The organism is Mesorhizobium sangaii (assembly GCF_014207355.1).
Classification (GTDB): Bacteria; Pseudomonadota; Alphaproteobacteria; order Rhizobiales; family Rhizobiaceae; genus Mesorhizobium; species Mesorhizobium sangaii.
On the sequence record NZ_JACHEF010000003.1, the window covers coordinates 420,664 to 444,916 of the forward strand.

Annotated in this window: 26 protein-coding genes and 2 tRNA genes; 18 read left to right on the plus strand and 10 right to left on the minus strand. The window is 59.8% G+C overall.

Annotated features, from left to right (window positions below):
• Window positions 1–178: 178 nt before the first annotated feature.
• A complete protein-coding gene (locus tag HNQ71_RS17110; protein ID WP_184873715.1) occupies window positions 179–1,375 on the minus strand; it encodes an acyltransferase family protein in 1,197 nt (398 codons plus the stop codon).
• A gap of 366 nt (window positions 1,376–1,741) precedes the next feature.
• Between HNQ71_RS17110 and HNQ71_RS17115 the strand changes: the two genes are divergently transcribed.
• The 5 genes from HNQ71_RS17115 (at window position 1,742) to HNQ71_RS35830 (ending at window position 4,591) form a co-directional block, all read left to right on the plus strand.
• Window positions 1,742–2,338: a c-type cytochrome gene (locus tag HNQ71_RS17115; RefSeq protein ID WP_184873716.1), complete on the plus strand. Its 597-nt coding sequence runs from the start codon at window positions 1,742–1,744 to the stop codon at window positions 2,336–2,338.
• Window positions 2,339–2,665: 327 nt separating this feature from the next.
• Window positions 2,666–2,788: a hypothetical protein gene (locus HNQ71_RS35510; RefSeq protein ID WP_281391384.1), complete on the plus strand. Its 123-nt coding sequence runs from the start codon at window positions 2,666–2,668 to the stop codon at window positions 2,786–2,788.
• Window positions 2,789–3,565: 777 nt separating this feature from the next.
• Window positions 3,566–3,787 (plus strand): hypothetical protein, encoded by a 222-nt coding sequence (locus HNQ71_RS17120; RefSeq protein ID WP_184873717.1) that lies wholly within the window; start codon window positions 3,566–3,568, stop codon window positions 3,785–3,787.
• Window positions 3,788–3,861: 74 nt separating this feature from the next.
• A complete protein-coding gene (locus tag HNQ71_RS17125) occupies window positions 3,862–4,008 on the plus strand; it encodes a hypothetical protein (protein ID WP_184874408.1) in 147 nt (48 codons plus the stop codon).
• A 121-nt stretch (window positions 4,009–4,129) separates the two neighbouring features.
• Window positions 4,130–4,591 carry a thermonuclease family protein gene (locus HNQ71_RS35830; protein WP_184873718.1) on the plus strand — a complete coding sequence of 154 codons (462 nt, stop codon included), beginning with the start codon at window positions 4,130–4,132 and terminating at the stop codon, window positions 4,589–4,591.
• A gap of 66 nt (window positions 4,592–4,657) precedes the next feature.
• Here the strand turns inward: HNQ71_RS35830 and HNQ71_RS17135 are convergent, their stop codons facing one another.
• From HNQ71_RS17135 to HNQ71_RS17160, 6 genes are all read right to left on the minus strand, one after another.
• On the minus strand, window positions 4,658–5,137 hold the full coding sequence (locus tag HNQ71_RS17135; protein ID WP_184873719.1) for a cytochrome C: 480 nt from the start codon (window positions 5,135–5,137) through the stop codon (window positions 4,658–4,660).
• Window positions 5,138–6,121: 984 nt separating this feature from the next.
• A complete protein-coding gene (locus HNQ71_RS17140; RefSeq protein ID WP_184873720.1) occupies window positions 6,122–6,382 on the minus strand; it encodes a hypothetical protein in 261 nt (86 codons plus the stop codon).
• 339 nt (window positions 6,383–6,721) lie between these two features.
• Window positions 6,722–6,868, minus strand: coding sequence for a hypothetical protein (locus tag HNQ71_RS17145; RefSeq protein WP_184873721.1), 147 nt, complete (start codon window positions 6,866–6,868; stop codon window positions 6,722–6,724).
• A gap of 165 nt (window positions 6,869–7,033) precedes the next feature.
• On the minus strand, window positions 7,034–7,207 hold the full coding sequence (locus HNQ71_RS17150) for a hypothetical protein (RefSeq protein ID WP_184873722.1): 174 nt from the start codon (window positions 7,205–7,207) through the stop codon (window positions 7,034–7,036).
• Window positions 7,208–7,909: 702 nt separating this feature from the next.
• Window positions 7,910–8,389, minus strand: coding sequence for a cytochrome C (locus HNQ71_RS17155; protein ID WP_184873719.1), 480 nt, complete (start codon window positions 8,387–8,389; stop codon window positions 7,910–7,912).
• Window positions 8,390–8,554: 165 nt separating this feature from the next.
• A complete protein-coding gene (locus tag HNQ71_RS17160) occupies window positions 8,555–8,782 on the minus strand; it encodes a hypothetical protein (protein WP_184873723.1) in 228 nt (75 codons plus the stop codon).
• A 523-nt stretch (window positions 8,783–9,305) separates the two neighbouring features.
• Between HNQ71_RS17160 and HNQ71_RS17170 the strand changes: the two genes are divergently transcribed.
• The 4 genes from HNQ71_RS17170 (at window position 9,306) to HNQ71_RS17185 (ending at window position 10,594) form a co-directional block, all read left to right on the plus strand.
• The gene (locus tag HNQ71_RS17170) at window positions 9,306–9,782 is read left to right on the plus strand and encodes a hypothetical protein (protein WP_184873725.1); all 477 of its coding nucleotides are present in this window, start codon (window positions 9,306–9,308) and stop codon (window positions 9,780–9,782) included.
• Window positions 9,783–9,820: 38 nt separating this feature from the next.
• Window positions 9,821–10,114, plus strand: coding sequence for a hypothetical protein (locus HNQ71_RS17175; RefSeq protein ID WP_184873726.1), 294 nt, complete (start codon window positions 9,821–9,823; stop codon window positions 10,112–10,114).
• Window positions 10,115–10,116: 2 nt separating this feature from the next.
• Complete coding sequence (locus HNQ71_RS17180) at window positions 10,117–10,281, plus strand: hypothetical protein (RefSeq protein WP_184873727.1); 165 nt, start codon at window positions 10,117–10,119, stop codon at window positions 10,279–10,281.
• 88 nt (window positions 10,282–10,369) lie between these two features.
• A complete protein-coding gene (locus tag HNQ71_RS17185) occupies window positions 10,370–10,594 on the plus strand; it encodes a hypothetical protein (RefSeq protein WP_184873728.1) in 225 nt (74 codons plus the stop codon).
• A gap of 908 nt (window positions 10,595–11,502) precedes the next feature.
• Here the strand turns inward: HNQ71_RS17185 and HNQ71_RS17190 are convergent.
• A tRNA-Asn gene (locus tag HNQ71_RS17190) sits at window positions 11,503–11,577 on the minus strand.
• A gap of 224 nt (window positions 11,578–11,801) precedes the next feature.
• Between HNQ71_RS17190 and HNQ71_RS17195 the strand changes: the two genes are divergently transcribed.
• Window positions 11,802–12,059 carry a hypothetical protein gene (locus tag HNQ71_RS17195; RefSeq protein ID WP_184873729.1) on the plus strand — a complete coding sequence of 86 codons (258 nt, stop codon included), beginning with the start codon at window positions 11,802–11,804 and terminating at the stop codon, window positions 12,057–12,059.
• Window positions 12,060–12,077: 18 nt separating this feature from the next.
• Here the strand turns inward: HNQ71_RS17195 and HNQ71_RS17200 are convergent, their stop codons facing one another.
• Window positions 12,078–12,284 carry a hypothetical protein gene (locus HNQ71_RS17200; RefSeq protein WP_184873730.1) on the minus strand — a complete coding sequence of 69 codons (207 nt, stop codon included), beginning with the start codon at window positions 12,282–12,284 and terminating at the stop codon, window positions 12,078–12,080.
• A 225-nt stretch (window positions 12,285–12,509) separates the two neighbouring features.
• On the opposite strand from HNQ71_RS17200, the gene HNQ71_RS17205 reads away from it, so the two are divergent.
• From HNQ71_RS17205 to HNQ71_RS17220, 4 genes are all read left to right on the plus strand, one after another.
• Window positions 12,510–12,583: transfer RNA gene (locus tag HNQ71_RS17205), tRNA-Cys, on the plus strand.
• A gap of 89 nt (window positions 12,584–12,672) precedes the next feature.
• On the plus strand, window positions 12,673–13,341 hold the full coding sequence (locus HNQ71_RS17210) for a protein-L-isoaspartate O-methyltransferase family protein (RefSeq protein WP_184873731.1): 669 nt from the start codon (window positions 12,673–12,675) through the stop codon (window positions 13,339–13,341).
• A 180-nt stretch (window positions 13,342–13,521) separates the two neighbouring features.
• A complete protein-coding gene (locus HNQ71_RS17215; protein WP_184873732.1) occupies window positions 13,522–14,913 on the plus strand; it encodes a TolC family outer membrane protein in 1,392 nt (463 codons plus the stop codon).
• Between the two features lie 215 nt (window positions 14,914–15,128).
• Window positions 15,129–15,983 (plus strand): PopZ family protein, encoded by an 855-nt coding sequence (locus HNQ71_RS17220; RefSeq protein WP_184873733.1) that lies wholly within the window; start codon window positions 15,129–15,131, stop codon window positions 15,981–15,983.
• Between the two features lie 59 nt (window positions 15,984–16,042).
• Here HNQ71_RS17220 and HNQ71_RS17225 read toward each other — a convergent pair whose 3' ends face one another.
• Complete coding sequence (locus HNQ71_RS17225) at window positions 16,043–16,675, minus strand: bleomycin resistance protein (protein ID WP_184873734.1); 633 nt, start codon at window positions 16,673–16,675, stop codon at window positions 16,043–16,045.
• A 307-nt stretch (window positions 16,676–16,982) separates the two neighbouring features.
• On the opposite strand from HNQ71_RS17225, the gene HNQ71_RS17230 reads away from it, so the two are divergent.
• The 4 genes from HNQ71_RS17230 (at window position 16,983) to HNQ71_RS17245 (ending at window position 24,241) form a co-directional block, all read left to right on the plus strand.
• The gene (locus HNQ71_RS17230) at window positions 16,983–19,766 is read left to right on the plus strand and encodes a valine--tRNA ligase (protein ID WP_184873735.1); all 2,784 of its coding nucleotides are present in this window, start codon (window positions 16,983–16,985) and stop codon (window positions 19,764–19,766) included.
• Window positions 19,767–20,123: 357 nt separating this feature from the next.
• Complete coding sequence (locus tag HNQ71_RS17235; RefSeq protein ID WP_184873736.1) at window positions 20,124–21,401, plus strand: OmpP1/FadL family transporter; 1,278 nt, start codon at window positions 20,124–20,126, stop codon at window positions 21,399–21,401.
• 289 nt (window positions 21,402–21,690) lie between these two features.
• On the plus strand, window positions 21,691–23,415 hold the full coding sequence (ilvD, locus tag HNQ71_RS17240; protein ID WP_184873737.1) for a dihydroxy-acid dehydratase: 1,725 nt from the start codon (window positions 21,691–21,693) through the stop codon (window positions 23,413–23,415).
• The gene (locus HNQ71_RS17245; RefSeq protein WP_184873738.1) at window positions 23,402–24,241 is read left to right on the plus strand and encodes a tetratricopeptide repeat protein; all 840 of its coding nucleotides are present in this window, start codon (window positions 23,402–23,404) and stop codon (window positions 24,239–24,241) included. The genes ilvD and HNQ71_RS17245 overlap by 14 nt, the downstream gene beginning before the upstream one ends.
• Window positions 24,242–24,253 lie beyond the last annotated feature (12 nt).

Sequence of the window (24,253 nt, forward strand, 5' to 3'; positions counted from 1 at the left end):
ATCCATCGCCCTTCGCCTCCGCCACCCAATATAGCCTCAATGCTGAGACTGCGGAATGGTTCAAACGATCGAGCCCGCTGCCTTACGGTGGCAGGCCCAGATTTAGTTGCCTACCATCAGCATGCAGTGCTGTTCGATCGACACGGATCGATCCGCACCTCAACTCTGGATTCGTCGGTCAAGACAACGCATCTGCGCCGGCAGGGGCGCTTCGTAGCCCGCCAAGCAATTCCGTCGTCGGGACCGGCGTAGAAATCTTGGCCGGAACTACGATCGCAGAGCGGTTGAATATTCGATCGGAGATTGTTCTACCGAGGTTGATGAACGGCCGTTCAATATATTTCTCGGATAGGGCCGCCATCGCCAGCGATGGAAAGGCCAATGCTATCCCGGTGACCAAACCGAATTCGACGGCATAGTCTTTTAGAAGGGGCGGGTAATAATCGTCTCGAAATCCCCAAAGGAGTGTTAGAAAAAACACGTTCCACAGGTAGAACCCGAAGCTCACCTTGCCCAGAAATTGAGACACTGGGTTGTTCAGAAACGCTGTTATTTTCGCGGGTTTCACATACATCAGAAGGCAAAGGAAGAGATATCCGAACGCGGCTTGCAGCAGCATCCCAATGGGGCCGAACGGCAGAAACATGCGGATGAAAATGAAGCCGAGGAGGAGCGCAGGCCAACCGATGCGTTCAGCCATGCGGCTGGACCCCGCCCCAATCTCTGTGGGAACCACCGCACCCAGCGCCAAACAAAGCAGGAACTGACTCAATGAGGCGTAGTTTAGCACCAGCCATGGCAACTCATGCGCGACAAGGCTGGCGACAAGGAACAGGACTGGGCCGATGTACCCATGGCGAGCAAGGGCCCAACCACCCAGGAATATCAGAGGGACAGCGGCCATTTCGACCTGGAGCGTCCAAGTCGGCCTGATGACGTCACTCCCAAGAAGAAGCAAGTTGTCCAAGACTGCGCGAGCATCGAAAGCGGGTGCAGACAAATCAAGAAACTTCAGAGCGCCCGTCGCCGCCGCGCATGCCAGCACGCAGACTATGACAGCAGGAAAAACGCGCAGGCCGCGCCGGACTGAAAAGGCGATAAACGACCTGAACGCACCGAACCGCTCGGTATCGCTGGCGGCCGATTTGGTGAGAACGCATCCGCTAAGCAAGAAGAAGATTATGACGGCGCTCTCACCGTCCAGTGCCGTCAGCCAGAACTTACTCCATATCAAGTCCCGAGGAACAGACTGGACAGGCGTCGCAAGGAACTTTGTAAGGTCCCAATTGTAACCAACTATGGCGTGGCAAATCAGAACGACAACAGCCGCGTAACCTCGCAGGCCATCCAAGGCAGAAATGCGTGGAGTTGCCATATTTGATAGACTTCCACAGACCTTAAGGCCGCTTCCGCCGTAGACGATAACTCACACCGCCAGTCTGTTTGGCAGTCGAAGCAATCCCCGTCGGCCCCGAGCGCCAACCATACCTACAATCGGATACTTGAACAACCTGCCCGCGAGGGCGGAAGGGAGAACCCATGGGCCGCAACTTCGCGCTCCTGCCGAGCTCTCGGGTTTGCAGCTTAGCGTCGTTAAGGATGTCGGGATTGGTCTGCTAAAAGAGTGGGCAAAATCCAAGGCCGGCTGGTGGTAGCTGACTTGGCTAGGTGCGAGATCACACGGCTTGACCTTCCATGTGCTGGAAGGTGTACGGCCGAAGGGTGACTTGGAGGTAGGCGCATGAACATTGAAGTTGCGGCCTGCCCGCACTGGGGAGCGCACAACAAACGCATCGTCCTTGCGGTGGGGCTTGCACTGGCTTGTGTTTCAGGCCTGGCCGCTGCCAAGGTTGGCAGTGAAGCACTCATTGAGGCCCGCCAAGCGTCCATGAAACAAATGGCAACGGCTGCAAAATCGCTTGCTGGGATGTTTAACGGCAAAGTCCCTTATGATGCTGCTGAGTTTCGAGACGCTGCCGAAACCCTACGAGATCGAACCGGGAGCCTCCTTGGCGAGTTTCCATTCGGATCGCTCGGTCCACTGTCCGGTGCCAAACCGGAAATCGACCAAGACCGACGAAGTTTTGAAGCACTGGCTCACCACATCGCCACGCTCGCAACTGCACTGGCAAAGGAGGCTGCGAATGCGCCCCCGCAAATCAACGCCGAAATGCGGATGGGGCCTGGAACGATGATGATGGACGGCGGAAGTCTGCTGGGGAAGCGCACCAACGCGGCTGAGCCCGACCCGGCGACGCTGCCCGCAGAACACTTGGTGCACATGATTTTGCAGGATTGCACCAGTTGCCACTCCAGGTTCCGCCAAAAAATTCGATAACGGTCGTCCACGAATCGCGCTGGTGGTGCGCTACTTTGCCCTGAAGAAGGCCGGCGCTTGCCGCTGCTCCCGCCGTCGCTGGTACATCCGCAGTCGACGACGGGTGCCGGACTTAAAAGCTTGCACCGGCCATTGCGGGGGAGGTCAGATCTCCCGCTCAAGTGAATCTACAACCACTTCAGACGTCGCTCAATTAAGGCTAAGTGCGGGTGGCCATCATCCTTTCAGGGGCCGGTCCCGTACCCATCGAATGAATAGCGCTTGCGGGCGTGACCTATACCAGGAATATAGTCTTCTCGTTGCGGCGACCCTTCAACGGAGATCGCCATGCCCAAGACCCTCGCAGACACCGCCGGCCGCGACCGCCGGCCTGTGTTCTTCACTGTCGTTCCTGACTATGAGGGCATCCAGGCGCAGCGCAACCGGGATTGGAAGCCGACTTTCAGTTAGCTCATTCCAACGTGGGTCTTTAGGGCCAGCAAACGAGGGACTTCAGTCTTAATTGCGCGATCTCTAATGTAATGTAGATTTATCGGGCGGGGGCTTTTCCCGTCAAGGTGGCCGGTGCGGCTTAGCTTCCCCAAGCATCCCCTGCGCCGGCCATTTGCGTCGATATCGGGAATTGTCAGATTGGATGCTGCACGCGTTAGCTTCGAGGCCAGGCAACGGGCAGACTCTGTTTCGCCGCCGCCAAGATTTGATCCTATCTGGGGAAGTGTGGCGGGGGCGGCGATAGCCGGCAGCGTGGTTGCTGTTTTCTATTGGCTTGCAGGCAGCAATCACATGGTGGGTCCGATCGGCGTCGTCACCATTTCGGCGTTTGCGCTGCCGTATCTTTATCTCCGGAGAAAGGAGCGGAAGAACAGTGAGGCCTTTGATACCTATTACATCAGATTTTTAGAACTAGAGAGGGCAAGAGAGAAAAACTTGGCTGGGCCGGTAACAAGGTGCGGATTTCTTCGCGAGGCTACCGGCGGCCCAGCGGCCAAGGGTAGGGGGCCGGGGTTTGACCACCGGGCCTGACCGGCCCGGGGTTGGGGCTCGCCGGCTGGCAAATTATACGCCGAATATGCATCGCTGCTAAAGGTGGCAAAACGGCGGTGTTCGGTTCTGTCGCCATCAAATCGGATGAACCCAGAGACCGAATGCCGGTGCAAGACTCTGGTTGATTTAGCGCGATAATTTCGGGCGCACAGGGTTTGGGTGCCAAGATGGCGGGAGGGTGCCATGCGAGAATTGCCATTCGACATCGATGCAGATGCCGTGATTGCAGTCGGCCGGTATCTTGATGATCACGCGAAGACCACCGCAGTTTCGATATCTGAAGCGCTCCGTGTAGTCAGGCGTCGCGTCAACAAATCGAGCGTCGGCGATATGTGTCTGGAGGAGCTGATTGTAGAAAGCGCCGCAGCCAGAAAGCTTGCCATCCTATTGGACAACCACAATTAAGGGGCGCCGGCCTGCTCGTAGTCCTGGCTACACAGGCGGGCGCAGGCTATATTTTAGCGATGTCAGATAAGCTGGTGACGAGCTACGTCGTGAGCGCTTTCGAGATGCCGCATTGGTGGACCGTTCTAACAACCAAGGACAAGGAAAAAGCGTTCGCGCTGGCCAAGGAGATCGGCGACAAGGTGCAGGTTGAGGAGATCACGCCGAAGGCGAAGCGTTGAGGCGGTTCATTTACGGAATCATCCGTGGCCTGATGTTAAGCCCTCATCTTTGCCATCGGTTCGCGTGATCCAAGCTTAACAATACGACGAGAAGGCGCAATAATCACATTTGGGCTTAGCCATGTGCAGGTTGATCCTCGCTCTCGCCTTCGTGCTCACCTGTGGCGCCGTGTCCGCAGTAGAGCATTGGTTTGCTCATGACGGCGACACGCTTTGGCATGACAAAAAACGCGTTCAGTTGCTCGGTATCGATGCCCCCGAACTTTCGCAGCCGTGTTTTGATGCCGCTGACAAAATCTGGCCCTGCGGCAGGTATGCGCGTGACCACATTCGCCATCTCATTGCCTCCGGGGATGTATCTTGCACCATCGAAGGCAAGGACCGCTATGACAACGATGTCGGCGTCTGCTTCGTGGGAGGCATCGATCTCGCACGCGATCTGGTGAAACACGGATTGGCGGTCGCCGATAAACAATCGCCTCGATACCTTGCCGAAGAGCGCGAAGCCCGCATTGCCAAACGCAACTTGTGGGCAGGGCATTTTATCGATCCCGGCGAATATAGACGGGGTGGACGCCGATAGGCTTGGTGCCAGCCTACATCGCTTCCGCCGGCGCAAAGATGCAAAGCCGAAGAGGCGATAAGGTCGTTACTTCTTCGGCGTCTGAGGTGGCACTAGTGTGACATAAGGTGTCCTCGGCTCCTTGCCTGGCTCCCGGTAAAACGGTGCCGACTCGCCGGGTGGTCCGAGCGATTTGATGTAAAGATACACCGAACGCATGTCGCTTTCCGTCATGGCTTGGATTTGGTACCAGGGCATTGGCGGCAATTGGACCTTGCTCTTGAGGTGGTCGACCCAAGCGTCCTCATCAAATCCCATTGCCGAATCCCTGAGATTTACAGCGTAGGTCGTGCCCCAGGGACCCCGCCAGCCAATGGAGGAGCCTTTGAGCGCCTTGGCCGGATCGATCTTCCCATCGGCTTCCCGGTATCCTTCGGTGTGGCAGAAATGGCAGCCGCCGATGATCGAAATATACAAACCGCGTTCGACGGAAACTTCGTCTGCCGCCAGTAGGCTGGATGGCACGATGCACAGAGCAACGGCCGCACAAAGATCGATTGTTCGCATATTCGCCCCCTCCCTGGCGGACCCGACAACCTTTGGGTTTTTGGGAACTCCGAGACGCCGGGCCCTTAGGCCCTGATCCCCGTCTATAATGTGCTCCTAATATAAGCCGGTGGCAATTTCACTTCCGCAGCCATACCCCGGCCCGGCGGGATGATCAGCGTCCGAGCCTGTCGATCAGTGCCTCGGCCCGATCTATTTTGCGATCGCCGCGGGAACAAAATTTCGCGCCGGATGCCCGTCCCGAAATCCATGTCCGGCTTGTGTCAAAGGCCCGTTGCCGTGCCCTGGCAGCGGGCCACCTTTTGACAAGGTGCGGATCGAGGAGATCACGCCCAAGGTGAAGAACGAGCGCCGATCGTGACAAAATTAACCATGCAATCAATCGGATTATGAAGCGCGAAGACCTGTAAGGAGTGATCGGGAACTACGCCTGACCTAGATGCGTTGAGTGGGAATGCCTGCTCTTCCTGCAGGCGAGCGAGCGGGAGGTTTTCTATGGATCGGCGATCCTTCTTGACAGCAATGTTTGGGGTTGCAGGTGCAGCTGTTATTGCAACCGCAGTTCGGCCTATGAATGCGGTGGCCGGCGTTCCCGGCGCCGGAAGCGACATTCTCGATGAACTCGATGCGCCAGAGGCCGAGACCTTTGACGACGAAGGTGCTCCGGCAGAAGTGGATCAGGTGCACTATCGGCGCTACCACCGCCGCTACTACCGTCGCTACCCCCGCCGAGGTTGGAGAAGGGTCTGCCGTAGTTTTTGGCGACATGGTCGTTGGCGCGTTCGATGCTACCGCAGGAGTGCTTGGGGTTATTATCCCCGTGGATACTAGCGAGTGGGCTCCGCCCGAATACTAGTCTCGGATTGAAAAGCCCGCCACTGGAGCGACCTGCGGCGGGCTTTTGGAGTGGCTACAAGCGCTTCCGTCTGTCTCGCTTGGCGAGCATCGAGGCGGTGATTGCGGCGATGTAGATCGGAAGCACGTTTACATCTTGGTCTTCAGGCTGGGCGCGCTCGGCTTCATGTTGTCCCGCATCATGTCTACGAAGGCGCAAGCCCCCTTGGTGAACTGGGAATCCACGCCCACGCCGAGGTTCATATCTTCCTTTGTCATCGCGAACACCGCATCGAGAATTTGATCGTTCAAGACGCCACGGTGCGTTAAGATAAGAAAAAGCGATCGGATAAGAGCTGTGTTAGCAATTAATATTTCTGGCGTTGTGTACTCGTGAGATTTTGAGATCATTTTTGCCCCCATTTGTTGAGTGCCAACATCGCGCAACTAGAGGGCACGCGCAAGCAGGCTCCCCGAAAGGAGTAGCGCTTAGGGTTTTCCCTCAATCTCACCCCGACGCCGCCGTCAACTTGCCGCTTATGACTTTCGGTGGTTTGGTGGATGGTTCTAGAGGGAGGGGTTTGCCAATGACAGAACAGGAACAGCAAAGCACTAAGGTCGTGGACGGTGTGGCTTACATAGATTGGGAGATCGCGCGGAAGCACAAGTTCGCTCACAACGTTGTCCCGCCTCGACCCGCTGACGCTGGCGTCGTTCTGGCGCTGGCTTGGTGGCCTTAAAGGCTGCGGGTCAGTCTATGTGAATGGGTCCCTCGACATCGCCGTCGATGCTCATCGCGTACTCAATCCTTGCGGTACGCGCTGCGAAATCGTCTTCGGCGGGTAGGAACCGATAGCCGAAATACGGGTGAACGATCATGACGCCCGTATTGATCATGACTATCATCCTCACTGCCGAGTCGCACGCCGCCGTCATGCTCCAGCGCACATCGGCGTGACAGACAGAGCCGCCGTTGCGAATAATGCTGCCAGGCAAACGCGCTTCATCGCCCCGACTTTCGCTAACTGGCCGCTTGCGGGCGAGAGTCCATAGGAACGCCCATCAACGCTTGCCGAGACCGTCGAATGTTATCCCGGTGCCGTAACCGCTCGGTAGGTCGGCCATCGCCAGCCGGAAACTATGTTCCACAGCGGCCGTGTACCGACCTTCGTTCGCCAGCCTGTCCCAGATGACGAAGCCGACCGCCAAGGCAATGAAGACGAGCACCAATCGCATCGGAAGACCTCCCTCAGAGTTTCCGACAAAGCACCTTGCATGGTGATCCGGTTCTGAAGAAAGACAAAGCGGTTGCTAATATTAAGGATAATGGGCGAGCGCGGCATGCTGGCACGAAAAATACCAGCGCCAGCAGCTGGCCCGCCGATTTGCCTGCGCTGAGGGCGTGATCGCGCTGGATGGCCAAAGAAAACTCGCCGGGCGAAGGCCCCAATTCCCTCAAGCCCGGCGAAAGTTTACTTCCTGATCCCCGATCAGGACCGGTGGGAGGACACCGGCAATCTATGCAGTGCAAAACCGGTGCCAGCATTTTTGTCCCGAAACGAGACAGGCGCTAACGCTTGTGAGTTATCCACAGGTAGTCCACACCCGTAGACGACGGGCAATGACTTAACGACAAGCGCGCCTTCCCGATCTAATATTAGGGTGGGCTTAATTGCCCTCCATAACACTCAGCCCGTTACCCCTCTTTTGGACAGGCAGCGGGCTTTTTTCATTTCTGGTCGTTGCTGCCGACCTTGACGCCAACGCGCTTTGGAACCGAATCCGGGTTCGCAGCTTCTTAGCATTCAACGAAGCAGCATAAGGCGCGCGCCTAATGTTCAGTGACAAAGAAACCGCTCTCGATCCTGATCGCGGTGGCGATGGTTAGCCATACGTTCGGCTGGTTTGGATGAGCACGCCGAAGAGGCGATAGGGTCGTTACTTCTTCGGTGTCTGAGGTGGCACTAGTGTGACATAAGGTGTCCTCGGCTCCTTGCCTGGCTCCCGGTAAAACGGTGCCGACTCGCCGGGTGGTCCGAGCGATTTGATGTAAAGATACACCGAACGCATGTCGCTTTCCGTCATGGCTTGGATTTGGTACCAGGGCATTGGCGGCAATTGGACCTTGCTCTTGAGGTGGTCGACCCAAGCGTCCTCATCAAATCCCATTGCCGAATCCCTGAGATTTACAGCGTAGGTCGTGCCCCAGGGACCCCGCCAGCCAATGGAGGAGCCTTTGAGCGCCTTGGCCGGATCGATCTTCCCATCGGCTTCCCGGTATCCTTCGGTGTGGCAGAAATGGCAGCCGCCGATGATCGAAATATACAAACCGCGTTCGACGGAAACTTCGTCTGCCGCCAGTAGGCTGGATGGCACGATGCACAGAGCAACGGCCGCACAAAGATCGATTGTTCGCACGTTCGCTGCCTCCCCATGAGTGATTGCACCAAGGCGGGCCCGACGACCTTTGGGGTTTGGGAACTCCGAGACGCCGGGCCCTTGGACCGGAGAGACGGGTGTATCTCCCAAGCCCGTCTATAATGTGCTCCTAATATAGGCCGGTGGCAAACGCGCGCTTTGCGTCTATTTCTTCCTCGCCAGCCATTTGCCAAGCAGTTTTTTACGCCAACGCGGGCCGATGTCCTTCCATGTCGCTCTGAGCGCTGCCCAGGAAACGATGCTGAATAACCCGAACTCCAAACAACCGCTTATGTTGCCCTTGGCAAGCAATGCGATCGCGATCGTTGGATTTGGAATCGCGGCGAAACCTACGATCGTCAGCCACAACCAAAGGATCACCTTGGCGATCACAGCTTCTGAAGCCTCGCGCCGCGGCCGCGCGGTCACATAAGACCGAACATGTGGATTAGGTGGGCAACTCGCACACCTAGGCGAATTGTGAAGTTGCCATCGTTGGCGGCAAAGTCCCAACCGAAGAATGCCGCCCAGCCAAAAAGCAGAATGGAGAAGCGCATTAGAGGTTTCTAAAGTAGATGAATTGAATAATCGTTAAGACTTGGTTGCGTCGATTATTTCCTCAGCCTCACCCCGGCGCCGCCGCCATTCTCGGGGATGAACTCGACGCCGGCCGTTTCGAGGGCGCGGCGGATGGCAGACATTGCATCTGCGGAGGCGGCAGGCTTTCCCGAACCTTCTGCACGTTTCACCGTCATCGACGATACGTTTGCGGCAGCGGCGACTTCAGGCTGAGAGAGCCCAAGAATCGCTCGCGCCGCTCGAAGCTGATCGGGTGATGCCATGCGGTGTTGACCTAATTAGAACAATAGTGCTATTGTTCTAATTGTATCAACAACTGGCTCTAGGAGCAACCACAATGCCGAACACCTCAGTTCGGGCAGCCGCCGAAGGTATGCCCGAGATCAACCGCCGCCGCCTCTTGCTTGGCCTCGCGGCTGCTTCAACCGCCGCTGCCATAACGGTCGCGCCTGATGCTCACTCTGCACCGCTCGCCGAAAACCCGACTTTGGTTCAGCTCGGCAACGCGCTGCCCGATGTCGAAGCCCGCTATGTCGCGACTCGCGATACCGTCACGGCCATCATCAAGGAATGGTCCGCTCGCTGGCCTGCCGCTCCAAAGGTCTTGATCGAGAGCGGCTTCAACAAACAGGATGTCACCTTCGCCGGGCATGCCATTTACAGCAAGAACAAGTATTGGGAAGACCGGCCTCAGACCCATTGCAACGGTCGATGGCCTGCAATGGAGTATCGACTTTTGCCGCCGTGTCTTGAAAGGCCGAACCATCGACAAGCACGAGATCAGGGGCCTGACAAGGCAAGATCAGGGGCCTGACAAGGGCAGAATGGCAGGAATACCTGTCGTCCCTGCTAGTGCAGCAGAAGGCCGCTGCGAAACTCGAAGCCAAGCGCGCTGCTGTCACCAAGGCATCCGGCATCGTCGCGGCAAAAGAGGCGCGGCGCGCTGCCTTCGAAAGGCTTGCCGATACTGTCATGGAAACCATGGGGCATGACGCATCGACCATGGGCGGCGTGGTCATCAAGGCGCTGGCGCTCGATACATGGTCACGCCATGCCGATCTGGTGGCGATGATGATGACCCCTGGCGCCAGCACTTGGGGGCAGGATCTCGCCGCGTCCGTCCTTCGCTTGGCAGGGGATGCCTGACGATGGCTCGGAGAATCATCAACCCGCAATATCCCGGCATGTTGGCGGTCGACGTCATGGACCATGCAATGGACCTGATCCGCGTCGCGCGGCTTGCGATCAACGCCTTCGAAGCCGACCGACCAACGTTTCAGAGAAGGAAATGGCGTTTATCGGCTACGTCCTGATCTACGCTCAGGATCTTCTCCAGCCTGTCCGGGAGCAGTTGAACAGCGAGGAAGGCGACGCCTTGGGCGTCAGAAAGGCGGTCCGGTCATGAGGCGCCAGACCGTATTCATTGGCATGACGCCGACTCTACGCCTACGGATAGAGACGACGATCGAGAACCTGCTCTCGCTGCTCGACGAGATCGACGGCGACGAGAATCTTGAGCCCGACCACGCCGGCTTTGATCGGCGCGCCATGGATGATCGCGAGAGCTTGATCACTGCGACCACCTCTAATCATTCCGCACACGAAACGATCGAGCCCGCTGCCTAACGGTGGCGGGCTTTCTCTATCTTGTGGCAGAAAAGTCACGCAGCTTGAATATGCAGAGCTTCAACCAGCGCGAGCTTATTATCCAGCTAAGCGAGGCGTACCGTTGTTCACGGGCAAAAAGGGGCTGCCCCGACTCCTCCCGAACTAGCGCCCGCTGCCTCTTCCCTGGGTGGCGGGCTTTTTCTATTGCCCATCGTCGGTTTCTTTGAAGCCGCAGATCTTGCAATGGTAAGCATGGTCGCCGAGACATCGAGCTCTGCCAGCACGTTATAGCTCTTTTTTACGAAGGCGAAGAAAAGGTACGCGAACTTCGGATGCCGATGTCGTACCCATACATTGAATCTGCAGACCGGGCGAAGCGAGAAAACGAGTCTGAATCAGAGGCGCGACTTCGAGATTCGCACTATGTGCCGATTGCTCGATGGCAGGCGCAAAGGGAATTCTGGAAGGACTTCTTCTCCTACAAGTTTCGGATGAAGGCTCTGTTCGGACCACAAGCTGCTAAGCCGTTCGACAAGGTCGACGAGGCGCTCCGAACATTCACCGCTTCAGCCTCAGTGCGGTACGAGAGTATTAGGGGCGATAGAGTTGGAACAGAGGATCAGGACTTGCGAATGGAGTTTGATTCCGCAATTTAGGGACACCCCTCGGCCCAGGATAAGATTGGGCCTCTTATGCAAGCCGCTATAGGCGAGATGGAAGAGATTTGCATTCCGATCGTTCAGGCTCAGTCGCCGGTTCGGCTATTGCGAGACTGGAGCCGCGAGAAGCTCACTCGATTTCAACGGTCGGCGTCGGAGGCGCCGTAGGGCCCGATTCCCAGGAAAGCATGGGTCTGGCGGGTACCTATACCGTACCTATCGCCAAAATCGGCGATTTTGCTGCGTTGCTAAGTGCTTGAAAAGATTTGGCTCCCCGGGCCGGATTCGAACCAGCGACCAACCGGTTAACAGCCGGTTGCTCTACCACTGAGCTACCGGGGAACAGAGGCTCTCATGTGAGTGGCGCAGCCTATAGCAAACCCTTTTCCGCTTTGCAAAGAAGCATTTCGCATTTTTCCGAGGCCTTTTCGCTCAGGGGTTTCTCGCAATCGTTCGCGGGTGCCCTCATATTAGCCGTCTTGCTGGGGATATGGAACCGAAAGCGCGGTTGCGGCTTAGATTCAACGATGCTCCTGAACGGTCAAAAGGGTTAATCTTTCGAGACGATGACAGCACAAGACAACCAGATGCCAGCGCGGAAAATCTCGGTTTTCGGGCGCGAGTTCAAAATGCCGCGCTCGCGCGGGCTCAGAATCACCATCGGCATCGTTCTGACCATCGGCGGCATTCTCGGTTTCCTGCCGATCCTCGGCTTCTGGATGGTGCCGCTCGGATTGCTTGTGCTGTCCTATGAATTCGCCATGGTCCGCCGCCACCGGCGCCGCTTCGTTGTCTGGTGGGAACGGCGCCGTCGACCGGATTGAGGCCGACAGCGCGCGGCCTCAGCGGCCGGCGTGCTCTTCCAGCGCTTCGCGGATCTGCTTGAGAATCGCAGCCGCCGAGGCGAGCTTTGCCCGGTCATGCGGCAACAGGCTGCTCGCACTGCCGATGCACAGGCGGTCGATGGCGTAGCGCAAAAGCTCTTCGCACTGCGGCAGCGACAGGCCGGATGCCGCATTCTTGCCCTTTGCCGCCATTGTCCAACGCATGGCATGTCTCCCGGCGTGTCCAACGTATGGGCTGCTGAATAAGTTTCTTCCGGCGTTGAGCCATGCTTAACGAGCAGCTAACGTATCGTCGTGAGGCCCGGGCTCGGGATTTGGCGGGATGCTGCCCAAACCGGCGAGAGGAAACCGTTCGGAATGCACGGGTGGCCGCTTGACGGCATTTTCGCCGCAACCTATTGGAACCGGGTGGAACGCCGGGAGCAATGAGGCCTCGTGGCGGAGTGGTTACGCAGAGGACTGCAAATCCTTGCACCCCGGTTCGATTCCGGGCGAGGCCTCCAATGCCCGGGCCCCGCGCACCAGCGCTGGGGCCTGAAGTTCCGATCGTAATGAACCGCGGTTCTGGCGCGGCAAGCGGATTGGTTGGAACATGAGCGCTGATTTCTCCGAGCTTCGCGTCAAGATGGTCGACGGCCAGGTTCGCACCACCGATGTGACCAGCGCGCCATTGCTCGAAGCGATGCTTGTCGTGCCGAGGGAAATCTTTGTCGGCGCCGACCAGCGCGATCTCGCCTATATCGACGAGGACATCCGCATTGCCGCCGGCGCGGACGGCGCGCGCTATCTCATGGAAGCCTCGCCGCTGGCCAAGCTCATGCAACTGGCCGAGATCAGCCCGGCCGATTCGGCGCTCGATGTCGGCTGCGGCACCGGCTATGCCTCGGCTATCCTGTCTCGGCTCGCGAAGTCCGTTGTGGCGCTCGAAAGCGATTCGGCGCTGGCCGATACCGCCAGATCGACGCTTTCATCGCTCGGCTGCGGCAATGTGACCGTTGTCCAGGGGGCGTTGCCGCAAGGACATGCCGCCCACGCGCCCTACGACGTCATCTTCATCGGCGGCAGCGTCGCGGATGTGCCGGCCCCGCTGCTCGACCAGCTTGCCGAAGGCGGCCGACTCGTCGCCGTCGAAGGCCAGGGCAATTCCGGCGTGGCCCGGCTTTTTTTTAAAGCGGGGGGGGTTGTAACCGGAAGACGCGCATTTAATGCGGCAATTAAGCCACTACCGGGGTTTGAACGTATTCGCGCCTTCGAATTCTGAATGATTTTGCCTTGCAGGATAGGCGTTGTCATGGTCGCTTGTGTTTGAAATCGTTGCTGATCCGCAAAACTGGGGGCACTTTGGGGCTGAGCAGCAGGGAACATTGAACACGCGGCGCCGGCTGCTCAAGAAGGAGAAGCCGGTGTGGCGTGGTTCCCATGGACAACGAATGAGGGATACATGGTCCTGCCTATACGCAAGAGTCTTTTCGCCGCCGTCCTCGTTTCCGCGACCGCGCTTTCTCCATTCTCGGCCTCGGCGGAATCCATCCTTGGTGCGCTGGCAAAGGCCTATCAGTACAATTCTTCGCTGAATTCGGCCCGGGCCGGCGTCCGCGTCACCGACGAGAGCGTCGCCATCGCCAAGTCTGGATGGCGCCCGACCATCAACGGGTCGGCGGACATCGACTATTCCAGCAGCCATCTCAACGGCACGAACTCAAGCGTGCGGCTGACCACCGGCAATTTTGGCGTCCAGATCAATCAGACGCTGTTCGACGGTTTTCAGACCAGGAACAATGTCGCCGCCGCCGAAGCGCAGGTCCGCGCTTCTGTCGAAACCCTGCGCAACACGGAAGAGAACACCCTGTTCAGCGCGGCACAGGCGTATATGAACGTGATTCGCGACCGCCAGATCGCCGTGTTGACCGAGCAGAACCTGCAATTCCTGACCGAGACGGCGCGCGCGGCGCGTTCGCGTTTTGAGGTTGGTGAAGGGACGCGTACCGACGTCGCGCAGGCCGACGCTTCGCGGGCCGCCGCCGTGGCATCGTTGAGCGCCGCCCGTGCGCAAGCGCTGGCCAGTGCCGCAAGCTATCGCCAGATCGTCGGCGACGAACCGGGCAAGCTCAAAGCCGCTTCCCCGGTGGCAAAGCTGTTGCCGTCGAGCCTCTCAGCTGCCGTCGAGGTGGCCGCGAACGAGCACCCGGCCATCCTTGCCACCCAGCATCTGGTCGACGCTGCCGCGTTTTCGGTGAAGTCGGCCGAAGGCGCGCTGCTGCCGCAGCTGACTGCAAGCGCGGGTGTTTCGAGCGCTTATCGCAACACTGTACCGGGCGCCTTCGCGTCGCAGGACGGCACCACCAATTCGGCCAACATCGGTGCAACGCTGAGCATCCCGATCTATTCCGGTGGCCGTAAATCGGCGATCGTGCGCCAGGACAAGGAATCGCTCAGCCAGGCCCGCATCGAGGTCGACGTCAGCCGCGACCAGGTGCGCCAGGCCGTCACCGCCGCCTGGACCGAGTACACTGCCGCGCAGCAACAGGTCACGGCCAACAGGCAAGTGATCGAGGCCGCGAAGCTGGCACTGAGCGGCGTCATCGAAGAACGCAATGTCGGCCAGCGCACCACGCTCGATGTCCTCAACGCACAGGCGACGGTCATCACCGCCGAGATCAACCAGGCCGGCTTTGAACATGATGTGGTGGTGGCGAGCTACGCCATCCTGCAGGCGACTGGCCGCCTGTCCGTCGACCGCCTTGGCTTGCAGGTGACGAAGTACAGACCTGAAGAGCACTACAACGCGGTCAAGGACAAATGGATCGGCCTGCGCACGCCGGACGGCCGCTGAGAGTTTCGGCCCGGACTTTTCGGTCCTCCTGCCTGAGCTAGCTCTTCGGCCTCGCTGCCCATCGTTCGGGGTCTGGTCTAATCTGTTGAAATCCCACAAGTCCCCAGATTGGGGATTCTCGTGCGGCGATCCGTCGGTTACGCTGTCGTCATGATTCGATCCGGCCTTGCCGGAGCGGAAATCTGCAACGGGTCACAAGGGCGGCGGATGTGACGATGGCAACGGCAAGCAGCGCACAGCGCGAACCTTCCATGGAAGAGATACTGGCTTCCATCAGGAGGATCATCGAGGACAGCGACGGCGGCCGCAAGCAGCCGGGCGACGCCGATGAGCTGCGCCAGGATCTGGAGCCGGCAGCGAGCGCCGGTGCAGTTGCCGACGTCGAGGCATTTCGAGCCGACCTGCAGGCCGCCCCAGAGGTCAAGAAGCCGGTGACGCTGGCGGAAGTCCAGGCACAAATGCCGGCCGTCGAGCCGGTGATCGCGCGGATGGAAACGCCGATGCGCCCGGAGCCCACCCCGGCAAAGCCATCGATGACACTTGCAGAAGTCAGCGCCCGGGTCGCTGCCGAGCCGACGCCGCCGGTCATGGCCGACGCGCCGGCAGTGCGTCCTATCGCCGACGCGCCGGCAGTCCGTCCTGCCGCCGACGCCCCCGTTGCCGATTGGCGGCGCGATATCGCCGCCGTCGGCGAGCAGGCCAAAGCTGTGCCCGACAAAAGCGAGGCCCGCATGCCGGTAGTCGAACCGCCGATGGAAACTGCAAGAGACGAACCGATTGCCCAAGCAGCCGCCGAGCCGGCTCATCCAGGCGCAGGCGTGGCGCGACCGGCCGCGGCCAGCGACGCGCCACGTCCGGCCATCGTTTCCGAGCACACGGGCCGGCAGGTTGCCGCCGCCTTTGGCGAGCTTTCCGATGCGTTTGCCAGCCGCAGCAAGAAGACATTCGACGAGATGGCCGAAGAGATGCTGCGGCCGATGCTGCAGGATTGGCTCGACAACAACCTGCCGACACTGGTCGAAAGGCTGGTGCGGGAGGAAATCGAGCGCGTGGCGCGCGGGGCGCAGTAATCTCTTTTAACAATCACCCTCGAAACGCCGCCCGTGAGGCGGCGTTTTTGTCGATGAGGTCAGCTCGGGCTGGTCGCGAAGCAAATGAGGTTGCCGTCGGGATCCCTGACGATGAACGTGCGGGCGCCCCAGGGTTCGGTTCGCAATGTCTGGTGGAACGGGGCCATGGCCGCCTGATACTCCAGGAACAGCGCCTTTACGTTGTCTAGTATGACGGTCGCCGCCAGCAGGTCATCGGTCGAATTGGCGGCTAATGGCGGCTTGTCGACATGGCGCAGGTTGAGCCTTGCGCCATCGCGGATGATCTGTGCGTAGAAGGGCGGCTCGCCATAGGTGAAGCGCGTCTCGAAGCCGAGCTTTTGCCGGTAGAAATCACAGGCAGCTCCAATATCGGAGACAAAGAGCTGCGGTTCGGCAAGGGCGAGGAACGGCTTTGCGGCGTCTGTTGCTGCACGATCGGTCACGGTTTGAAGGCCTTCCTTCAGCGCCTGCCAGCTCTCGAAACCTGACTTCCTGGCGACGAGTTCCTGGGCATCGGCAAGCTTGAAGCCGTGATCGAGGATCTGGCTGTCGCTGAGATCGCGAAAACGCGGCAAGAGCCATCCAATCACAGCGGCGACGGGATAATACCGCTCGCGGTGCCATTTGAGATAGAGCTTGGCCTGCTTCTTGTGGTGTTCGAGGGTCGGCATCGGCGCATTGCGGGGTTGAGGTGGCGTAGGCGGGCAATGCCCCTCCGGCCGGAAGCCGATGCGCCCTACAGCAGCGTTGGCATCGTATTGTGGTGGCCTCTGCCGGTCAAGGCGCGAGCGCTACGGCTTTTCCCGAGCAACAGGCACCTGCCAATCTGATCGATGGAGCGCAAGTGGGTCTCCTTGACCTGATCCAGGCCGTATCTATTTGACGTTGAGGTTCCGAGGCAGCCCCTGCGGTTGACTTGGCCAAAACCTTCCGATTTACACCGGACCAGCAAAACCCGACAGCGCGGACCATTTTCCCATGCTTGAAAAGACCTACGACGCAAAAACCGTCGAGCCGAAGATCGCCAAAGTCTGGGAAGAGGCCGACGCTTTCCGCGCCGGCGCCGGGGCCGAGGAGGGGGCGGAAGCCTTCACCATCGTCATCCCGCCGCCGAACGTGACCGGCTCGCTGCATATGGGCCACGCGCTCAACAACACGCTGCAGGACATATTGGTGCGCTTCGAGCGCATGCGCGGCAAGAACGTGCTGTGGCAGCCGGGCATGGACCATGCCGGCATCGCCACGCAGATGGTGGTCGAGCGCCAGCTGATGGAAAAGCAGATCCACCGCCGCGACCTGACGCGCGAGCAGTTCATCGAGAAAGTGTGGGAGTGGAAGGACGAATCGGGCGGGGCGATCTTCAACCAGCTGAAGCGGCTCGGCGCCTCCGCCGACTGGTCACGCGAACGCTTCACCATGGACGAGGGCCTGTCCAAGGCGGTGCTCGAAGTGTTCGTCACGCTCTACAAGGAAGGGCTGATCTACAAGGACAAGCGCCTTGTGAACTGGGATCCCAAGCTGCTCACCGCGATCTCCGATCTCGAGGTCGAGCAGCACGAGGTCAACGGCAATCTCTGGCACTTCCGCTATCCCATCGAGGGCGAGGTCTTCGACCCGGAAAATCCGAAAACCTTCATCACCGTGGCGACGACGCGCCCCGAAACGATGCTGGGCGACACCGCCGTCGCCGTGCACCCTGATGACGAGCGTTTCCGGCATCTGGTTGGGAAGAACATCGTCCTGCCGATCGTCGGCCGCAAGATCCCGGTGGTGGCGGATGAGTACTCCGATCCGGAGAAGGGCTCTGGCGCGGTCAAGATCACGCCCGCACACGACTTCAACGATTTCGAGGTCGGCAAGCGCCACAAGCTGCCGGCGATCAATATCCTCACCGTCGAGGCGGCGATAAGCCTCAAGGACAATGAGGATTTTCTCGCCGGTCTCGAGGTGACGCCGGAGCGGCAGGCAGTCTGGGATGAACTCAATGGCCTCGATCGCTTCGTCGCGCGCAAGAAGGTCGTCGAGCTGATGGAAGAAGGCGGCTTCCTGGAAAAGGTCGAACCGCATCGCCACGCGGTGCCGCACGGCGACCGCGGCGGCGTGCCGATCGAGCCGTTCCTGACCGAGCAGTGGTATGCCAACGCGGCGGAACTGGCCAAGCCGGCGATCGCCTCGGTGCGCGAGGGGCGAACCAATTTCGTGCCGAAGAACTGGGAGAAGACCTATTTCGACTGGATGGAAAACATCCAGCCCTGGTGCATCTCGCGCCAGCTGTGGTGGGGTCACCAGATTCCGGCCTGGTATGGGCCGGACGGGCGTGTCTTTGTCGAAAAGACCGAAGAAGAAGCGCTGGGTGCGGCGATCGAATATTATCTGGCGTTGGAAGGGCCATGGAAGGCCTGGGTCGAAGACAAGCTCGAGAACTTCAAGCCGGGCGAGATCCTGATCCGCGACGAGGACGTGCTCGATACCTGGTTTTCGTCGGCGCTGTGGCCGTTCTCGACGTTGGGCTGGCCCGATGAGACGCCCGAGCTGAAGACCTACTACCAGACCGACGTGCTGGTCACCGGCTTCGACATCATCTTCTTCTGGGTCGCCCGCATGATGATGATGGGCCTGCATTTCATGGACGAGGAGCCGTTCCACACCGTCTATGTCCATGCGCTGGTGCGCGACAAGAACGGGCAGAAGATGTCGAAGTCGAAAGGCAACGCCATCGATCCGCTCGACCTCATCGACGAATACGGCGCCGACGCGTTGCGTTTCACCCTGACGGTCATGGCGGCGCAAGGCCGCGACGTGAAGCTCGATCCGTCGCGCATCGCCGGCTACCGCAATTTCGGCACCAAGCTGTGGAATGCGACGCGCTTTGCCGAGATGAACGAAGTCGCGCGCAATGACGATTTCTGGCTTAACGATGCCAAGCTTGCGGTCAACCGCTGGATCCTCACCGAACTGACGCGGGCGGCGCGTGAGATCACGGACGGCATCACCTCATACCGTTTCAACGAGGCGGCCGGTGCCGCCTACCGGTTTGTCTGGAACCTGTTCTGCGACTGGTACCTGGAACTGCTGAAGCCGGTGTTCATGGGCACGGACGAGGCGGCAAAAGCCGAAAGCCGTGCCTGCGTCGCCTTCGTGCTCGACGAGATCTACAAGCTCTTGCATCCGATGATGCCGTTCATGACCGAGGAACTGTGGGCGCAGACGGCTGGCGAAGGCAAGGAACGCGCCTCGCTGCTGTGCCATGCAGCGTGGCCGTCGCCGGATTTCGAGGACACAGAGGCTGCCGCCGACATCAACTGGCTGGTCGATCTCGTCTCCGGCATCCGCTCGGTGCGCTCGGAGATGAACGTGCCGCCGGCGGCGATCGCGCCGCTGGTGGTGGTCGGCGCCAACGAGGTGACCCGGGAACGGCTCGTTCGCGAGGACTCGGCGATCAAGCGGCTGGCGCGGGTCGGCGACATCTCGCTGGCCGATGTCGCCCCAAAAGGCTCGGCGCAGATCGTGCTCAACGAGGCGACGATCTGCCTGCCGCTTGGCAGCCTGATCGATCTCGCCGCCGAAGCGGCACGGCTGCAGAAGGAACTGGCCAAGGTGACCGAAGAAATCGCGCGCCTGCACAAGAAGCTGTCGAACGAAAGATTCGTCGCCAGTGCGCCGGCCGAGATCGTCGATGCCGAGCGTGAAAAGCTCGCTGAGTACCGCGACGCGCAGGACAAGCTTTCGGTGGCGTTGACGAGGGTTCGCGACGCCGGTTGAGGGTAGATTCGTTGCCCTTCGGCGGCTTCGAAATCGGACCTTTTTGCCTGCAAAATAGGCATTCCGCTGCGTTAATGTTGACGTAAACGGAAAGTTTTAGCCCCATTGTTGCCATAATGTAACAATGGGGCCCTGGACTCCCAAAAACATATATTTTTGAGCCTTTTGGGCGGGTTTTTCTCGCGTTTTGAGGGCGACACACACTCCGGAGGCGGCTTTTTGGCCTAACGGCAGTGGCTTGTTTTGTGTCGAAAATGCGCGTGGCGAACATGTACATGTACGCCGCATGAATTCGTTATTGCACCGTTAACCTGAATTGGTTCTAGCTTGCCGCACTCGAATTCGGGGAGGACATTTATGACTATTTTGCGACATAAAGCACTGCTGGGGGCGGGGTGCTTTTCGCTTGCTTTGATCGGGACGGCGATGAATTCGGCGCATGCTGGCGGCCTGGAGCGCGGCGGCTACGACATCGACTTGCTGTTCGATCCGGCGCAGGTCACAGGCGAGCTTTCAGGCACCTATGTGATGCCGCAGCGAGACCTGAAGAATGCAAAGGATACGGATCCAACCGACGGCAATCTCAATGCGCTGGGTAAATCCAGCACGGCGCGCGATACCGAAAGCTATTGGGTGCCCTACGGTGGCATCAAGATCGGCATGGGACCGGTCGATTGCCTGGGCGACTACTCCCAGCCGATTGGTGCCTTCAGCAATCCTGGTGCGAACTGGGCGGGTGCACAAAGCAATGTCGAGACGAAGGTAGAGAGCAAAGCCTTTAGCGCGACCTGTTCTTACAAGATGGACCTCAGCAAAGGTCAGTTTCGCTTCATTGGCGGCGTGTTCCATGAGGATGTTTCGGGCTTCAAGGAACAGTTGGTTGCTCCCATTCCCGCCTTTCTCGGCACAGGCATTGGCCGCCTTGATCTCGAAGGGGATGGATGGGGATGGCGTGCCGGTGTCGCCTATGAGATCCCGGACATCGCCTTGCGCGCCAGCCTGGTCTACAACTCGTCGGTCAAGCTCGACAATTTGAGCGGAACGCTTGATTTGACCCAGGTGCCTGGGCTTATCAATCCTGCAAATCCGCTTCTGGGCAACGTCACTGACGTCTATGGGGCCTCGCAGGTTCCGGATTCTGTTGAACTCAAGCTTCAGTCAGGCATCGCTCCCGGCTGGTTGGCTTTTGGATCCATCAAGTGGGTGAATTGGAGCGAGCTGCAAAGCATTCCGTTCTGCCCGACCTCGACCCAGGGGCTCGTTGCCTGCACGACGACCAGCCCTGTGCGCGCCACCTCGCTTGATTTGCTCTATCGCGACGGTTGGACGGTTTCCGGTGGCATCGGCCATAAATTCAACGATCAGTGGAGCGGGGCGGCGGTTCTCACCTGGGATCGTGGCACGACCACCGGCCTGAGCGCGCAGACCGACACCTGGACGGTGAGCGGCGGCGTGGCCTACACGCCAACCCAGAACATCGAAATTCGTCTCGGTGGCGCGCTGGGCGTGCTTACCAGCGGATCAATCCATTCGGTCGTCGGCAGCGATGGTGTTACCTACGGTACCGACTACACAGCCGACTTTGGCAATGATCTTGTTTCGGCGGTCTCCACTTCCTTGAAGGTCAAGTGGTAACCATCTGAAGCGAAACGAAAAAATGCCTGGCATTGCCCGGCCTTTTTTGTTTGGACCTGCGCCGTTTGTGCCCTGCTATCCAAGCTGCGTTGCAGATAAGCCGCACCGCTTTCGCCTCTTGCGATTGTGACGTTTTGGCAACACTTTCTGAACAACCCCTGCGCTAAAAGTCAGGCTAAGGAAATTGCCCATTTCCCGCCATAAACCCGGCGCACCTCGATCTTGTCTCGGGACACGCGCCAAAAGGCTCGGCGATGGGCAGGCCGCACCGCCCGCGGCAAGGAAGAGTATGGACGCCAAAGTTATTTCCAAGGACAAGCTACCGAGCCGCCATGTGACCGTCGGTCCGGCGCGTGCGCCGCACCGTTCTTATCTCTATGCGATGGGATTGTCGGCGGCCGAGATCGCGCAGCCGCTGGTCGGCGTCGCGTCTTGCTGGAACGAGGCCGCGCCCTGCAACATTTCGCTGATGCGCCAGGCGCAAGTGGTCAAGAAGGGCGTCGCGGCCGCCAACGGTACGCCGCGCGAATTCTGCACCATCACCGTTACCGACGGCATCGCCATGGGCCACCAGGGCATGAAGTCGTCGCTGGTGTCGCGCGAGGTCATCGCCGATTCAGTCGAACTCACCATGCGCGGCCACTGCTACGACGCGCTGGTTGGCCTGGCCGGCTGCGACAAGTCGCTGCCCGGCATGATGATGGCCATGGTGCGTCTCAACGTGCCGTCGATCTTCATCTATGGCGGCTCGATCCTGCCCGGCAGCTATCGTGGCCGCCAGATCACCGTGCAGGACGTGTTCGAGGCGGTCGGCCAGCATTCGGTCGGCGCGATCGGTGATTCCGAGCTGCTTGAAATCGAGCAGGCCGCCTGTCCGTCGGCCGGCTCCTGCGGCGCCCAGTTCACCGCCAACACCATGGCCACCGTTGCCGAGGCAATCGGCCTGGCGCTGCCCTATTCCTGCGGCGCGCCGGCGCCTTACGAAATGCGCGACCGTTTCAACTTCGCCTCGGGCGAAAAGATCATGGAACTGATCGCCAAGAACATCCGGCCGCGCGACATCGTCACGCTGAAGGCGCTGGAGAATGCGGCGACCGTGGTTTCGGCCACCGGCGGCTCGACCAACGCAGCACTTCACCTGCCGGCGATCGCCCACGAGGCCGGCATCAAGTTCGACCTGTTCGACGTGGCGAAAATCTTCGAGAAGACGCCTTACATCGCCGACCTCAAGCCGGGCGGCAAATATGTCGCCAAGGACATGTTCGAGGCCGGCGGCATTCCGCTCCTGATGAAGACGTTGCTCGACCACGGATATTTGCATGGCGACTGCCTGACGGTGACTGGCCGTACTTTGGCCGAAAATATGGAGCACGTTGCCTGGAATGAACACCAGGATGTGGTCCGCCCGGCCAACACACCCATTACCCAAACCGGTGGTGTCGTGGGGTTGAAGGGAAACCTTGCCCCCGAAGGCGCGATCGTGAAGGTCGCCGGCATGTCGGAGCTGAAGTTCTCCGGCCCGGCGCGTTGCTTCGATTCGGAAGAGGAATGTTTCGAGGCGGTGACGAAGCGCAATTACAGGGAAGGCGAGGTGCTCGTCATCCGTTACGAGGGGCCGCGCGGCGGCCCAGGCATGCGCGAGATGCTGTCGACGACAGCAGCCCTCTACGGCCAGGGCATGGGCGGCAAGGTGGCGCTGATCACAGACGGGCGTTTTTCGGGCGCGACGCGCGGTTTCTGCATCGGCCATGTCGGACCCGAGGCAGCCGTGGGTGGGCCGATCGGGCTGCTGAGGGATGGCGACGTGATCTCGATCGACGCGGTGAACGGCACGATCGAGGTGGCACTGTCCGATGGCGAACTGGTGGCGAGGGCAAAGACCTGGAAGGCGCGCACGACCGACTATCAGTCGGGCGCGATATGGAAATATGCACAGACGGTTGGGCCGGCGCGCGATGGCGCGGTCACCCATCCGGGCGGTGCGAAAGAAACACACTGCTATGCGGACATCTGAGTTGTTGAGGTCGTCTGTCTTTCCGGCACTGGTCGTGTTCGCCACTTTTGGCGCGACCTTTGGCGCCGTGGGTCAGGCTATGGCCTTTGACGACAAGGTGTTCGACGACAAGACCGGCGTGAAGCCGCAATCCAGCCCATGGGCGGTGTTCCAGTTCGGCTTTTCCGCCTACAAGAACGGCCACAAGGAACAGGCCGCCGAGGCCTACAAATACGCCGCCGAGAACGGTCAGATCGGCGCCACCTGGAAGCTTGCCCGCATGTATGCCGAGGGCGACGGCGTGGCGCGCGATGACTATGAGGCGTTCAAGTTCTTCTCGGAGATCGTCGACCAGGATGTCGAGCCCGGCTCACCCGAGGAAAGCTATGTCTCGGACGCGCTGGTGGCGCTTGGCGATTATCTGCGCAAGGGCATTCCCGGCAGCCCGGTCACCGAGAACGAGGTGGCGGCCCAGGAATATTACATGCGCGCCGCCGCCAACTACCGCAATCCGAACGCGCAGTTCGAGATGGGTCAGATGTTCCTGAAGGGCGAGGGCGGCGTGAAGGCCAGCGTCAAGCAGGCCGGACGCTGGTTCCAGCTTGCTGCCGAGAAGGGCCATGCCGGCGCCCAGGCGACGCTCGGCCACTTGTTGTTCCAGAGCGGCAAGATCGTTCGCGGCCTGGCGATGATGACGGCTGCGCTCGAACGCGCTTCGCCGGCCGATCAGCCGTGGATCCGCGGCATGCAGGAAGAGGCATTCGCCACCGCCGGCGAAGCCGACCGCCGCACCGCGATCTCGCTGGCCGATGACATCCTCACCAAGGGCGGCAGCGCGGACCAGTAGTCTCGCGGCTGC